A 13470-nucleotide genomic window follows, 5' to 3' on the forward strand; every position below is an offset into this window, starting at 1 on the left:
CGTTACAGCCCCACCATGTCGCGCATGGCCTCGAACTTCGCGGGCCCGATGCCGCGGACATCCATGAGCTGCTGCACATCGGTAAACGGCCCGTTGGCCTCGCGGTGGGCGACGATCGCCGCCGCGGTCGACTCGCCCACCCCGGGAAGTGCGGTCAGCTCAGAGGCGGTGGCGGAGTTCAGCGACACAGTGCCAGCGCCAGCGGGCGCAGCTTCGCCGCTGGCGGCCGGGGGTGCGGCGCCGACGGCCTGGACGTGGATCTGCTGGCCGTCCACAAGCAGCTGCGCCTGATTGTGCGCCAGCAAATCCGCGTGCGGCAGCGGCTCCGCGATCTGGAGGGCATCAGCGATGCGGGAGCCCTCGTTCAGCGTCATCAGCCCCGGGTTGGCCACCTCCCCCACCACGGCCACAACCACCACCCCACTGACCTCGGTCGGCGAAGCCACCTGCTCCCACGACACGCCCTCATCCTCCCCGCCCCCGCCGCCGCGCAGCACCGCCCACGCGCCAACCACGACCAGCAGCGCAACCACTGCCGCGGCGGCCGGCTTCACCGGGACAGACACACGCGGCGCGGGATAGCGCACGGCAAGGAGATCCTCTTCCCCGGTAGGCCGGGTGAGCTCCTGGAGGCGGTCGATGGCGTTCATGCCCGGCACGCTAGGCCCACAAACCCCGCACCGGAAGACCCCAACCGCAAACCTGTGGATAACGTTGTTGCAACGTCACCAAACAGGGCGGGTTGTCCACACCTACTGGGCAGATTCCCGAGAAGAAAAGACAACCGACAGGCCAATGGCGCCGGGTCCGGTGTGGACCGCGAGGACGTCGACAAGCGGCTCGCACATCACCCGCGAGCCCTGCGGTAACTGAGCCTCAAGCGAGGACGCCAGCTGCTCGGCCGCCTCCTCGGCGTCCGCGTGCTGGATCGCCGCGAACACCGGCTGCCCCTCGGCGCGCTCGACCACCAGCTCCGTGAGCTTGGCAAACGCCTTCGACTGCGTGCGGGTCTTGCCGGCGAGCTCCAGCTTGCCGTCGTGGATGCGCAAAATCGGCTTGTTGGCCAGAAGCGCCGCCGAGAGCACCGCGGTGCCGGTGGGCAGGCGGCCGGACTTGCGCAGGTCGTCGAGCTGGTGCAGGTACACCCACGTCTCGGAGCGGGCCAAGGTGGACTTCGCCATCGCCTCGCACGCATCCAGGTCCCCGCCCTCTTGGGCCACGGTGGCGGCGGCCATGGCGGCTGCGCCGATGGTCATGCCGGCGGCGTCCGTCTCCACCACTTTCACTGTGCCGGGAAACACCGCGGATGCGGTTACGGCCGCGGACCACGTCGACGACAGCGCCTTGGACAGGTGCAGCGCGATCACACCGTCGTCGCCGCCGCGCTCCAGCTGGCGCGCGTAGCAGGCCGCAAGCTCCAACGAGGACAGCCCGGAGGTGCCCTTGTCGTCGCCGCTGCCCATCACGTGCATGCCTGCAACTGTGATGTCCAGCTCGCGGACCACCTCGGGCGGCAGCCCCGCCGAGGAATCCACTACCACGCGCACTGCCATTTAGTTCAGCCCCCGGTTCCAGGCTTCGAGGAACCAGCGCGTCTGCGTCGGTTCCTCCAGGCGCGGCATTGCCACCAGGCGCGCCGTGTTCGCGTTGCCCAGGCCCTTGATTGCGGGGTATTGCGCCACCACGAAGCCGAGCAGTGAGGCGGTCAGCGCGGCGATGGTGCCGCCGTGGGAAACCAGGAGCACCGCGGAGTTGTCCCACTCGTCGTAGTCGCGCATGAGCTCGTCCACCACCGCTTGCGCACGTGCGGCGACCTCGAGGCGGCTTTCGCCGCGCGGCGGCGCCCACGTCGCGTCCGTGCGCCACACTGCGCGCGCGCCTTCGTGCTCGGTGTCCACTTCGGTGTGGGTCTTGCCTTGCCAGTCGCCCAGGTGCGTTTCACGCAGCCGCGTATCGACGTCCACAGCCAACCCCAGATCCGCCGCCACCACGTCAGCAGTGTCTTTCGCCCGCACGAGGTCGGAGGAGATGATCTTGGCAATGCCCAGGTCGCGCAGCTCTTTGGCCGCGGCGTGGGCCTGGTTCACGCCGCGCTCGGACAGGGTCGTGTCCAGCTGCCCCTGCATGCGGGAGGTGGCGTTGTAGTCCGTTTCGCCGTGGCGCAGCAGGATCAAACGTCGTTGCATGGCCGCGGCCTAGAACTCGTCGTCTGCGGCCGCCGGGCCCTCGCCCGCGAGCGGCAGGTCCTCGATGTTCTGGGCCTCGCGCATCTCCGCTTCGTTGCCGAAGGTGGCGGGGCGCTCGTACGGCTCCAGGCCGTCCACCTCGATGGCCGGGCAGTCCGCGTACAGGCGGTCCAGGCCGTAGAACTCGCGCTCGGCGTCGCGCTGGATGTGCACGACGAAGTTGCCGTAGTCCAGCAGCACCCAGCGGTTTTCGCGGTTGCCCTCGCGGCGCTTCGGCTCCACGCCCTCGTCCGTCAGGTCGTCTTCGACCTCTTGGACGATGGCGGCGACCTGGCGCTCGTTGTCGGCGGAGACGATCACGAACACGTCCGTGATGGCCATGACGTTGGAGACGTCGATAACAGCGATGTTCTTACCAAGCTTCTCGTCGGCCGCCTTAGCGGCAATCTTGGCCCGGTCGATGGAGATCTGCGGAGCGGTCAAGTGGCAAACCCTTCGTTGGTTGGACAGACTCCGCCATTGTCCCACGACACGGCCGAAGAGTGCTACTTAGGCGTAGAGGGCGTTTTTGGTGATGTACTGCACCACCCCGTCCGGCACCAGGTACCAGACGGGCCGGCCTTCGGCGGCACGCGCGCGGCAGTCCGTGGACGAGATGGCCATCGCCGGGATTTCCACCAGGTGCACACGCTTCTGAATGTCGGCCGGCAGCATGTCTTCGCGCAGGTCGTAGCCGGGGCGGGTCACGCCGACGAACTCGGCGAGCTGGAACATCTCCTCCCAGTCGTGCCAGGACATGATGGAGGCCAGCGCGTCGGCGCCGGTGATGAAGTACAACGCCTCGTCCGGGAACTGCTGGCGCAGGTCCCGCAGGGTGTCGATGGTGTAGGTCGGACCGTCGCGGTCAATGTCTACCCGGGAGACGGAAAAGCGGGGGTTGGAGGCGGTGGCGATCACCGTCATCAGGTAGCGGTCCTCCGCCGGGCTGATGGTCTTGCCCGCCTTCTGCCAGGGCTGGCCGGTGGGCACGAAGATGACCTCGTCCAGGTTGAACCGGTCCGCCACTTCGCTCGCGGCGACAAGGTGGCCGTGGTGGATGGGGTCGAACGTGCCGCCCATAACGCCGATGCGCCGTGCCTCGTCCAAGGAGGCGGCGTAGTGTTCAGCCATTCGCGCCTACCTCGCCGGGGGCAGCATGGTGATGTCCACAGACTCGATGAACAGCAGCCCGCCGCCGAGCAGCAGGGCGAGCAGCGCGCCGATCACGCCGACAACGGCGCCGATGCGCAGCTCGTCAGTGGTGTCGTCCGCCCACTTGCTGGCGCTGCTCGAGGAGCCGGAGGAGACCTTCTTCTCCTTGCACACCTGCTTGCCGTCCACCTTCACCGGGATCGGGTTGCCGCCAGCGTCCAGGATCGGCTTGCCGTTGGCGTCCACTTCCCATTCGCAGATTTTTTCCACCACCACGCGCTCCTTGGAGTCGCGTTTGATGGCCTCCGCGCCCGCGGGGGCGGCGGAAAGCGCGACGACGCAGGCTGTTGCTGCGGCGGCGGTCCGGATGAGCTGCTTCATTAGCCGTACCGTACCTGATCAACAAAGCGGCCGAACGCATCGGAGACCTGGTTGTCCCAGCGGGAGTGCCAGCGGAAGTAGCGGGCGTGGTTCCCGCCGGTGGGGCGCGACGCCTCCAGCGTCTGGCGCGACAGGTCGCACACGGCGTCCAGCGGCAGGCAGTAGTTCACGCGGTTGCGGGTCGCGGCCGCGGTCTTGGTGTTGAACGGCAGCGCGCCAAGGATGCCGCCCGCGCCGCCTCCAGCCACACCCACGGTGGACCAGTCGCCCGCTGCGGTGTTCGGGTTGCCAAAGTAGACCACGCCGGCGAGCTGGCCGCGGCGGGCCAGTTCACGCTCGTGCTCCAGCAGGATCATCGCGCCCTGCGAGTAGCCGGACAGGATGTACTTCGGGCGGCAGCCGGTGGCGCGCTCGTAGTCGTTGACCATCTGCATCACACCGCCCCGGCCGATCTTCACCGAGTCCAGGAACTGGTTCGCGGCGGTGCGCGCCATCATGAACATCGGGCTGGCCCACTGCACCGCAAGACCCAACGCCTGCAGCAGCGTCGACGGCACGGCAACCTCAGGCACGTCGTATTCCGGGAACGTCGCCGGGTAGTACCGCGGCTCGAGGCCGATGACCTCCACGTCCTTCATCAGCGAGTTGCCGCCGTGGGTGGCGGCGTAGCGGCGCTCCGCGTGCTGCAAAAAGGCGCGGATGGTCTCCGCCTCCCAGCCGTTGGAGGTCCAGGCCGCCCCGCCGGAGTAGCGCGTGGGGTAGATCTGGCTGTTTTGGCCGGAGCCGCGGGCGGCGATGACCGCGACGGCCGGGCAGCGGGTTTGCGCCTCGGCTTCCTGCACGGGCGCGACGGGGGTGACAGTGGCTGTCACGGCGGTGGCGACAGCGGTGGCGAACAGGCCGATACGGGCGCGCCAGGAAGTCCGGTATTTTTTCACGCGAATAGACTAGCGCACCTGCCCTGTACCTTCCAGGATCCACTTGGTGGTGGTCAGCTCCGGCAGCGCCATCGGCCCGCGGGCGTGCAACTTTTGGGTGGAGATGCCGATTTCCGCGCCCATGCCGTATTGCTCCCCGTCCGTGAACGCGGTCGATGCGTTGAGTACGACGGCGGCGGCGTCGACGGCGTCGGCGAATCGTCGTAAAGCATGTGCGTCCTGGGCCGCAATCGCCTCGGTGTGGCCGCTGGAGTAGCGCGCGATGTGGGCGATCGCCCCCTCGACGCCGTCCACGACGGCGCTCGCGATGTCCATGCTGAGGTACTCTTCGGCGAAATCGGCCTCGGTTGCAGGCGAAACGTCCGCACCGAACGCAGCATGCTTCTCGACGTCTCCGTGCACCTCAACCCCCACTTCCCGCAACGCAGCGATGACCGCGCGCTTGTCCTCGTCCGCGAGGGCGGCGTCAATAAGCACCGTCTCGGTGGCGTTGCACACGCTGACCCGGCGCGTCTTGCCGTTGAGGAGCATCGCGATGGCCTTGTCCAGGTCCGCGGAGGCGTCGATGTAGAAGTGGCAGTTGCCGGTGCCCGTCTCGATGGTGGGCACGGTCGCGCCGGTGACCACCGCCTCGATGAGGCGGGCGCTGCCGCGGGGGATGACCACGTCGACAATCCCGCGCGCGGTGATGAGGTCCTGGACCGAATCGTGCGAGTCGCACGGCAGCAGCTGCACCGCTTCGCGCGGCAGGTCGTGTGCCGCGAGGGTGTCCTGCAGTATGTGGACCAGTTTTTCGTTGGAGTGCCGCGCCGTCTTCGAGCCGCGCAACAGCGCCACGTTGCCGGACTTCAGCGCCAGGCCGAATGCGTCGACGGTGACGTTCGGGCGGGCCTCGTACACCATGCCCATCACGCCGAGCGGGACGCGGACCTTTTTCATCTGGATGCCGTTGGGCAGCGTGCGGCCGGTGAGCACCTCCCCCACCGGGTCTTTAAGGCCCGCCACCTGGCGCAGGCCACCGGCGATGCCTTCGATGCGGTCTGTGTCCAGCGCAAGCCGGTCCAGCACCGACTCCGCGAGGCCGTTTTGGCGGCCGTGCTCAAGGTCGCGGGCGTTGGCCTCGAGGATCTCCCCGGCGCGCTCCGTCAGCGCCGCCGCGGCTGCCAGCAGCACCGCGTCCTTCGCCGGGGCTGGCAGCGCGGCGACCTCGGGCGCGACCCCCTTTGCGCGGCGCGCCTTCGCGAGCACCTCCTCGCGCTCGGCCTGTCGTTGCTGGTCAGTCTGCTGCGCACTCATGCAGCAATCCTAGCGCTAGTACCCAGCGTCGACGTCGACCTCTGTGGCCATCTTCTCGCCCGCTTCGTACAGCTCCCAGTTCTTCGCGGCCAGCCCGCCGATGCGGCGCTCCATAAAGCGCGGGATGTTGGCCACGTGCGGGGTGATCACGCAATTGTCCAGCCCCCACAACTCGTGGTCGGCGGGCAGCGGCTCGGGTTCGGTGACATCCAGGCCGGCGCCGCGCAGGTGGCCGTCGGCAAGTGCCTGCGTGAGCGCTTGCGTATCCACGAGCGGCCCGCGCCCCACATTCACAATCACGGCGCTGTCCCGCATCTTCCCGATGGTCTCCGCGTTGACCATGTGGCGTGTTTCCTCGGTGAGCGGGGCAAGCAGCACGAAGTAGTCGTGGTTGGACCAGACGTCATCGGAAAGCGTCACGGTGTGATCCGCGCCCTCGACGGGGTTGCCGGAGCGGTTCACAGCGGTGATCTCCATACCGAACGGCTCGAGGAAACGGATAAGCGTTTTGCCGATGCCGCCGGCGCCGATGATCGCGAGCTTCTTGTTGTCGAAGAGGTACTGCTTCTCCTCGAACAGCTGCGTGTTGTTCCACTCGGGGTCAACGGCCTTCATGCGGTGCTCCACAGCGAGAAGCAGGGCGAGGGTGGACTCGGCGACGGTGTCGTCGTACAGCCCGCCGGCGTTGGCGAAACGCACGCCGTTCGCCGAGTGCTTGGCAAAGACGTCCTGCAGGTTCTCCACGCCGGCGTACTGGATCTGCACGACCTTGACCGACTCGGGCAGTTTGTCCGGGAAATCCTTCGGGCCGCCGCCGAAGAGGATCATGTCCGGGTTGTCCTCCAAGGCCACATGCTGGTGGGCCTGCGCCTCCAGTGCTGCGATCGGCTCGTCTTTGGGCTTGGGCAAAAACGTGAACTTCATGCCCGCCCAGACTAGCTACTACAAACGCGTGGCGTAGTTGCTCAGGTAGTCCGCGTGCACCACCGCGCGGCGCTGGTGCGCGGGCAGCTCGTCGGAGTGGCGGCCGCACATCGCGGCAAGCTCCGCGGCATCGTAGGCCACCTCGCCGCGCCCCACAGCCTCCGAATCCGGGCCCAAAATCTCCACGATGTCGCCTGCGTGGAACTCGCCCTCGATGCCGGTGATCCCCACCGCGAGCAGACTGGTGCCGCCGCGGGTGACGGCCTCGACGGCGCCCTCGTCCAGGCGCAGCACGCCCTCCGCGTCCGCCGCGTAAAGCGCCCAGAACTTCCACGCGTTGAGCTTGCTCTCCGGACGGGTGTGGAAGACGGTGCCCACCGACGCGTCCCCGAGCGCGTCCCCGATCCTCTCAGTGGCAGTCAGCAGCACCGGCACGCCGCCGCGGGTGGCCAGGCGCGCCGCCGACACCTTCGCCGCCATGCCGCCGGTGCCGAACACACCCCCGTCGCCGGCTTCAACGTCGGTGAGGTCATTGCCGGAACGGACTTCGTCGAGAAGCTTCGCCCCTGGATCGGACGGGTTTTTGTCGTAGAGGCCGTCCACGTCCGACAGCAGCACCAGCGCGTCCGCCGAGACGAGGGTGGCCACGATGGCAGAGAGGCGGTCGTTGTCGCCGAAGCGCATCTCGGAGGTGGCAACGGTGTCGTTCTCGTTGACAATCGGCACCGCTCCCATCTGGCGCAGCCGGTCGATGGTGCGCTGCGCGTTGCGGGCGCGCTCGCGGGACCCGGCGTCGCTTTGCGTAAGCAGCACCTGGCCGACCGTGCGGCCGTAGCGCGCGAACGAGGCGCCCCACACCTGCGCGAGGTGGATCTGCCCCACCGACGCGGCCGCCTGCTTGGTGGCCAAATCGCGCGGGCGCGCCTTCAGCCCCAGCGGCCCCATACCCGCCGCGATCGCGCCCGAGGACACCACGACCACTTCGGAACCGCGCGCGATGCGGTGTTCAATAGCGTCCACGATGCGGTCGATCTTCGCCGGATCCAGCTCGCCCGCGGCGTTGACCAGGGAACTTGTGCCCAGCTTGACCACAATGCGGCGGGCAGCGGCGATCTGGTTGCGAAGCGTAGTCATGCGTGTGAAGTCTACGCCTGTGGCTAACCCGCTCAGGGCCCTAGCCCTGCCAGCGCTCGCGGTCGGCTTCTTCGCCCGTGCCGTAGTCGTACTCGTCGATCAGGCCGCGGCGGGCCTGCGAAGCACGCTTGCGTTCCGCCGCGGACGTGCGGTCCGTGCCTCCCAGGCGCGCGTCCTGGCCGCGCCCGGCCAGGGTCGGGTCGCCGCCGATAGTCGGCTCCCAGTCGAAAGAGATCTCGCCGATGGTCACCGTGTCGCCCTCGTGGGCGCCAGCCTTGCGAAGCATGTCTTCCACGCCCGCTTTGTTCAGGCGGTCCGACAGGTAGCCGACGGCCTCGTCGTTCTCGAAGTCCGTCTGGCGCACCCAGCGCTCCACCTTCTCGCCGGTGACCAGCCAGCCCTCCGGGTACATGGGGTCGCGCACGACTTCGACGCCGCCGTCCTCGCCGCGTCGGCTGAGGGCTTTGGGGCGGATGACCTGTGGTTCGGCGATAGGCATGGTGCGACGCTTTTTGCGGGTGCGCTTGACGATGTCCCACATCGCCCACTTCAACTCATCCAGCCCCTCGCGGGTGGCGGTGGAGATCATGTACACCGGCCAGCCGAACTTCTCCTCGATGTCCGCGCGCAAGAAGTCGGCGAGCTCCTTCGCCTCCGGGATGTCCATCTTGTTCAGCACCACCAGGCGCGGGCGCTCGCGCAGGTCGCCCAGGCCGGAATCCATGTCGAGGGCATCGGCGTAGGTGTCCAGTTCGTGCTCGAGGGCCTCGATGTCGGAGATCGGGTCGCGGCCCGGCTCCATCGTGGCCACGTCCACGATGTGCGCGAGCACCGCGGTGCGCTCGATGTGGCGCAAGAAGTCCAGGCCCAGGCCCCTGCCTTCGCTCGCGCCAGGGATCAGGCCGGGCACATCCGCGATGGTGAACGTGTCGTGGCCGACGTTGACCACGCCCAGGTTCGGCGCAAGCGTGGTGAACGGGTAGTCCGCGATCTTCGGCTTCGCGGCGGAAACCACCGAAATAAGGGACGACTTGCCTGCCGACGGGAACCCGACCAGGCCCACATCCGCCATCGACTTCAGCTCCAGGATCAGGTCGTGCGCCTCCCCCGGCTCGCCCTTCAGCGCGAAACCGGGGGCTTTGCGCTTCGCCGTCGCCAAGGCGGCGTTGCCCAGGCCGCCGAAGCCGCCCTCCGCGGCAATGAAGCGGGTGCCGGGGACGGTCAGGTCCGCGAGCACCTCGCCGTCCTCGCTGCGCACCACCGTGCCCACCGGCACCTCCAGCACGAGGTCCTCGCCGCGTGCACCGTTGCGCCAGTCGCCCGCGCCATTTGCGCCGCGCTGCGCCTTGATGTGGGGGCGGTACTGGAAGTCCAGCAGCGTGTGCACCTGGGTGGACACCTCGAGGATGATGTCGCCGCCGTGGCCGCCGTTGCCGCCGTCGGGGCCGCCGAGCGGCTTGAATTTTTCGCGGTGGACGGAGGTGCAGCCGTGGCCGCCGTCGCCTGCTTGCAGGTGCAGGGTTGCGCGATCAACGAATTGGGCCATGGTGGTTTGCCGCCTTTCTCTCGGACACGGACGATGATATGCAAAAAGCGCCGTCGGCCCTATTGGACCGGCGGCGCTGACGCCTCGCGGTTACGCGGTGGCGGTTGCCTCTTCGGCGGTGCCTTCGTCGACAACGCCTGCTGCCTCGGCCTGCTCGAGGACCTCGGAAGCAACACCCTGGCCGTCGGCCGGGACGATGTTGACGATGCGGCGCTTACGCTTGATGCCGAACTGGACGGAGCCTGCGGTCAGTGCGAACAGCGTGTCGTCGCCGCCGCGGCCGACGTTGTCGCCCGGGTGGAACTTGGTGCCGCGCTGACGGACGAGGATCTCGCCGGCCTTGACCTGCTGGCCACCGAAGCGCTTCACACCGAGGCGCTTGGACTCAGAGTCACGACCGTTCGAGGAGCTGGATGCACCCTTCTTGGTTGCCATTGTTCAATTTCTCCTAGTGGTTACTTAATGCCGGTGATCTTGACGGTGGTCTGCGGCTGGCGGTGGCCCTGGCGGACCTTGTAGCCGGTCTTGTTCTTGTACTTCAGAATGTCGACCTTCTTGTCACGGCCGTGCTCGACGATCTCTGCGGTCACGTTGACCTTGGACAGTGCGTCGGCACCGGAGGTGACGTCTGCGCCATCAACGAGAAGGATCGGGGTGAGTTCGACCTTGTCGCCTGCTTCACCCTCAAGCTTCTCGACCTTGACGAGGTCGCCCTCGGCAACCTTGTACTGCTTGCCGCCGGTCTTGACGATCGCGTACATAGAGGGTTACCCCTTATCTCTACTCGCCCGCCCCCTGCATGCTCGGGGGCGGAAATGGAACAGTTTTAGCGCTTCGGGGCCTATCGTGAGCCTGCCGTGCCCGCATGCGTAGGCAACGAGGCGGCACGCCCCGAAACAGCGACTCGGCAAGACTACACCGGCACCATGCGCTTTACCAAACCGCGTTAGCTGCTGCGGCGTGTGGCGCGCCTGCGTCCGCGCCGCGGGGAAGGCGCCTTTGCTTCTCGACGCGGCTCCGTCTCCGACTTCGCCACACGTGCGTTGGCGGCCGCTGCCGAGGTGGCGTTGGACTTGCGCACGGCGCGGCGGCGACCGCGACGGCCCGCCGCCGACTTCTCCTTCTTGGCAGGCTTAGCATTATCGGCGTCGGAGCCGGCGGGCGCTGCGGCGGTTTTCTGGGTGGCATCCGGGTAGTCCCCGCGGCGGGGGCGCACATCCGAGCGCGAGTTGCCGCGGGTGCGGCGCTTGCGGCGCGGTGAGTTATCGAACTCCTCGACGGCCTCCTCGAAGCTCTGCTGCGGGGCCTCCTTTTTGGGGCGGTCTTCCCGCTCATTGCGTGCGTCACGCTGCTGGTCGCCCGTCTGGGGGCCGCGCCCGCGGTTGCCTCCGCGGCGGCCGCGGCGGCGCGTGGAGCGGCGTCGGCCTTCAGCGCCGCTGTCGGCAGCGTCGGGAGCGTCCGCAGTATCGGTGGTGTCCGCGTTGTCGGCGGCGGTGTCTGCGTTGCTGTCGTCGCTGAAGATCGAGTTGAGCAGGTTGTCCATCTCGTCTTCGTTGAGCTGCTTGCGCTTGGAGCGGCGCGAGCCGCGCGACGGCTTTTCGCTACGGCCGGTGTCGCTTTCGGTGTGGGCACCGCGTGGCGAGTCGTGCTCCGCGTCCGCGTGCTTGTTCCGGCTGCGGGAGGAGCGGCGCTCGTCGTCACGCGAACGGCGCTTCGGACGCTCCTCGCGGCCGCGTTCGGAGTACGGGTCGTGCTCGACAGGATCATCGGTGACGATGATGCCGCGGCCGCCGCAGCACTCGCACTCGGTGGAGAAGGTCTCCAGCAGCCCGTTGCCCAGGCGCTTGCGGGTCATCTGCACCAAGCCCAGGGAGGTGACTTCGGAGACCTGGTGGCGGGTGCGGTCGCGGCCGAGAGCCTCGTTGAGGCGGCGCAGCACAAGGTCCTGGTTTTCGGGCAGGATCATGTCGATGAAGTCGATGATGATCATGCCGCCGATGTCGCGCAGGCGGATCTGGCGCACGATCTCCTCGGCGGCCTCCAGGTTGTTGGAGGTCACCGTCTCCTCCAGCGAGCCGCCGGAGCCGGTGAACTTGCCGGTGTTGACGTCGATGACGGTCATGGCCTCGGTGCGGTCGATGACCAGAGTGCCGCCGGACGGCAGCCACACGGTGCGCGACAGCGCCTTCTGCAGCTGCTCGTCGATGCGGTGGACCTCGAAGGCGTCCTTGCCGTCGTGTGCGGAGCGGTCGAACTTCTCCAGCCGGTCCAGAAGGTCCGGGGCGACGGACTGCACGTAGGCGTGGACGGTGTTCCACGGTTTGCGGCCGTCCACGATGAGCGACGTGAAGTCCTCGTTGAACAGGTCGCGCACGACCTTGACCAGGATGTTCGGCTCCTCGTAGAGGGTGACCGGCTTCGCACCCTTCGACGCCTTTTCCTTCTCCGCCTGGTCTTGGATGGCGGTCCACTGGTTGTGCAGGCGGTTCACGTCGGCCGCGATGGCTTCTTCCGGCACGTTTTCGGCGGCGGTGCGGATGATTGCGCCGCCCTTGCCGGGCACGACGTTGTTCAGAATCTCCTTCAGACGCTTGCGCTCCGGCGCCGGCAGCTTGCGGGAAATGCCCGCGCTGCGCCCGCCCGGCACGTACACCAGGTAGCGTCCGGCAAGCGAGATTTGGGTGGTCAGGCGCGCGCCCTTGTGGCCGACCGGGTCCTTGGTCACCTGCACCAGCACCTGGTCGCCGGATTTCAGCGCCTGCTCGATGCGGCGCGAGCGCCCGCCCAGGCCAGCGGCCTTCCAGTCCACCTCGGATGCGTAGAGCACGCCGTTGCGGCCTTGCCCAATGTCGATGAACGCGGCCTCCATGCTGGACAGCACGTTCTGCACGCGGCCTAGGTAGATGTTGCCGATCATCGAGGACTGGCTTTCGGCAGTGACGAAGTGCTCCACCAGCAGCCCGTCTTCGAGCACGCCTACCTGGGTGATCTTGCCGTGGCCGTCGTGGCGGTCGCGCTCGCGCACCACCATGTGGCGCTCCACGGATTCGCGGCGCGCCAGGAACTCGGCTTGGCTGACAATGCGGGAGCGTTTGCGCTGTTCTTCGCGCTTCTCGCTGCGGCGGCGGCGCTGCGCCTCCAGGCGCGAGGAGCCCTTGATCGCCTTCGGCTCTTCGATGACTTCAGGCTCTTGCGTATCGACGTCCTCCGGCGAAGCCTCGTCGATAGGCTTGGGCTCCTTCTCCTCGCTCGGGGCGGCCTGGCGGGTGGCGCGGCGGCGCTTGCGCTCCGGCGCCTTGAACACGGGGGCGCGGTTGGTGGTTTCCTCCGGCACCGGGGTGATCTCCGGCTCCACGTCGGTGAGCGGGCTCTCGCGCAGGTCAGCCTCGACCTTCTCCTCGATCTGGTGGATCTCGTTTTCCACGTCCTTGCGCACGCGCTGGCGGATCTTCTCGTCCGCGGCGTCTGCGCTTTCGTCGGCACCTGTGTTGTCGGCGGCTTCGGCGGAGTTCGCGAGTGCGTCGAGAAGCTGCTCGCTCTCAGCGCGCGTCAGCGTGGACTGCGCCACCTTGACCACGCCGAGCTCCGACAGCGCAACCACGAGCTCCTTCGACGGCACGCCGAGGGCCTTCGCCAGGGTGAACACGCGGGTTTTCTCCGCCAGCTGAGAACGGTCGAATGCGGCATAAATATTCTTGTGACCAGCCAATGTGCGTCACTCTCCAATTTTGCTCAGCCGCAGCCCGCTGGGGCGGGCCGGGCGCTGGCACATCGGTGCCGAAAGCGGCCGCGCGGCGAACCCCACGGTGCGGTACATGTGAAAGTTTCCTAGCGCCGCGAGCGCGGCGCCTGCGCCCACCATTGTGGCACAGCG

Annotated in this window: 14 protein-coding genes; all 14 read right to left on the reverse strand. The window is 67.8% G+C overall.

Annotated features, from left to right (window positions below):
* Nucleotides 1–2: 2 nt before the first annotated feature.
* A complete protein-coding gene (locus HMPREF2791_RS08875) occupies nucleotides 3–650 on the reverse strand; it encodes a ComEA family DNA-binding protein (RefSeq protein WP_070473683.1) in 648 nt (215 codons plus the stop codon).
* 102 nt (nucleotides 651–752) lie between these two features.
* The gene (locus HMPREF2791_RS08880; protein WP_070845071.1) at nucleotides 753–1553 is read right to left on the reverse strand and encodes a DegV family protein; all 801 of its coding nucleotides are present in this window, start codon (nucleotides 1551–1553) and stop codon (nucleotides 753–755) included.
* Nucleotides 1554–2186, reverse strand: coding sequence for a histidine phosphatase family protein (locus HMPREF2791_RS08885; RefSeq protein ID WP_070845072.1), 633 nt, complete (start codon nucleotides 2184–2186; stop codon nucleotides 1554–1556).
* Between the two features lie 9 nt (nucleotides 2187–2195).
* Nucleotides 2196–2669, reverse strand: a complete 474-nt coding sequence (gene rsfS / locus HMPREF2791_RS08890; RefSeq protein WP_070473687.1) for a ribosome silencing factor — start codon at nucleotides 2667–2669, stop codon at nucleotides 2196–2198.
* A 66-nt stretch (nucleotides 2670–2735) separates the two neighbouring features.
* Nucleotides 2736–3356 (reverse strand): nicotinate-nucleotide adenylyltransferase, encoded by a 621-nt coding sequence (nadD, locus tag HMPREF2791_RS08895; protein ID WP_070473689.1) that lies wholly within the window; start codon nucleotides 3354–3356, stop codon nucleotides 2736–2738.
* Nucleotides 3357–3362: 6 nt separating this feature from the next.
* Entirely contained in the window at nucleotides 3363–3758 is a 396-nt protein-coding gene (locus HMPREF2791_RS08900; RefSeq protein WP_070845073.1) for a hypothetical protein, read from the reverse strand.
* Nucleotides 3758–4696 carry a cutinase family protein gene (locus HMPREF2791_RS08905; RefSeq protein ID WP_168168300.1) on the reverse strand — a complete coding sequence of 313 codons (939 nt, stop codon included), beginning with the start codon at nucleotides 4694–4696 and terminating at the stop codon, nucleotides 3758–3760. Before HMPREF2791_RS08905 ends, HMPREF2791_RS08900 begins: the two co-directional genes overlap by 1 nt.
* Nucleotides 4697–4705: 9 nt before the next feature.
* Nucleotides 4706–5992: a glutamate-5-semialdehyde dehydrogenase gene (locus tag HMPREF2791_RS08910; RefSeq protein ID WP_070845074.1), complete on the reverse strand. Its 1287-nt coding sequence runs from the start codon at nucleotides 5990–5992 to the stop codon at nucleotides 4706–4708.
* Between the two features lie 15 nt (nucleotides 5993–6007).
* On the reverse strand, nucleotides 6008–6916 hold the full coding sequence (locus HMPREF2791_RS08915; protein WP_070845075.1) for a D-isomer specific 2-hydroxyacid dehydrogenase family protein: 909 nt from the start codon (nucleotides 6914–6916) through the stop codon (nucleotides 6008–6010).
* 18 nt (nucleotides 6917–6934) lie between these two features.
* A complete protein-coding gene (proB, locus tag HMPREF2791_RS08920) occupies nucleotides 6935–8050 on the reverse strand; it encodes a glutamate 5-kinase (protein ID WP_070473696.1) in 1116 nt (371 codons plus the stop codon).
* Between the two features lie 40 nt (nucleotides 8051–8090).
* Complete coding sequence (obgE, locus tag HMPREF2791_RS08925; RefSeq protein WP_070845076.1) at nucleotides 8091–9596, reverse strand: GTPase ObgE; 1506 nt, start codon at nucleotides 9594–9596, stop codon at nucleotides 8091–8093.
* Nucleotides 9597–9686: 90 nt separating this feature from the next.
* Nucleotides 9687–10031: a 50S ribosomal protein L27 gene (gene rpmA, locus HMPREF2791_RS08930; RefSeq protein ID WP_070473701.1), complete on the reverse strand. Its 345-nt coding sequence runs from the start codon at nucleotides 10029–10031 to the stop codon at nucleotides 9687–9689.
* Nucleotides 10032–10051: 20 nt separating this feature from the next.
* The gene (gene rplU, locus HMPREF2791_RS08935) at nucleotides 10052–10357 is read right to left on the reverse strand and encodes a 50S ribosomal protein L21 (protein WP_070845077.1); all 306 of its coding nucleotides are present in this window, start codon (nucleotides 10355–10357) and stop codon (nucleotides 10052–10054) included.
* 185 nt (nucleotides 10358–10542) lie between these two features.
* Nucleotides 10543–13305 (reverse strand): translation initiation factor IF-2 N-terminal domain-containing protein, encoded by a 2763-nt coding sequence (locus HMPREF2791_RS08940; RefSeq protein WP_070845078.1) that lies wholly within the window; start codon nucleotides 13303–13305, stop codon nucleotides 10543–10545.
* Between the last annotated feature and the right edge of the window lie 165 nt (nucleotides 13306–13470).

Origin of the sequence: Corynebacterium sp. HMSC034A01 (assembly GCF_001838175.1) — a bacterium.
Classification (GTDB): Bacteria; Actinomycetota; Actinomycetes; order Mycobacteriales; family Mycobacteriaceae; genus Corynebacterium.

Bases quoted from the DNA above. Each gene is read 5' to 3' on its own strand.
- HMPREF2791_RS08875 (WP_070473683.1), bottom strand. From the start codon at position 650: ATGAACGCCATCGACCGCCTCCAGGAGCTCACCCGGCCTACCGGGGAA.
- HMPREF2791_RS08880 (WP_070845071.1), bottom strand. From the start codon at position 1,553: ATGGCAGTGCGCGTGGTAGTGGATTCCTCGGCGGGGCTGCCGCCCGAG.
- HMPREF2791_RS08885 (WP_070845072.1), bottom strand. From the start codon at position 2,186: ATGCAACGACGTTTGATCCTGCTGCGCCACGGCGAAACGGACTACAAC.
- nadD (WP_070473689.1), bottom strand. From the start codon at position 3,356: ATGGCTGAACACTACGCCGCCTCCTTGGACGAGGCACGGCGCATCGGC.
- HMPREF2791_RS08900 (WP_070845073.1), bottom strand. From the start codon at position 3,758: ATGAAGCAGCTCATCCGGACCGCCGCCGCAGCAACAGCCTGCGTCGTC.
- HMPREF2791_RS08910 (WP_070845074.1), bottom strand. From the start codon at position 5,992: ATGAGTGCGCAGCAGACTGACCAGCAACGACAGGCCGAGCGCGAGGAG.
- HMPREF2791_RS08915 (WP_070845075.1), bottom strand. From the start codon at position 6,916: ATGAAGTTCACGTTTTTGCCCAAGCCCAAAGACGAGCCGATCGCAGCA.
- proB (WP_070473696.1), bottom strand. From the start codon at position 8,050: ATGACTACGCTTCGCAACCAGATCGCCGCTGCCCGCCGCATTGTGGTC.
- obgE (WP_070845076.1), bottom strand. From the start codon at position 9,596: ATGGCCCAATTCGTTGATCGCGCAACCCTGCACCTGCAAGCAGGCGAC.
- rpmA (WP_070473701.1), bottom strand. From the start codon at position 10,031: ATGGCAACCAAGAAGGGTGCATCCAGCTCCTCGAACGGTCGTGACTCT.
- rplU (WP_070845077.1), bottom strand. From the start codon at position 10,357: ATGTACGCGATCGTCAAGACCGGCGGCAAGCAGTACAAGGTTGCCGAG.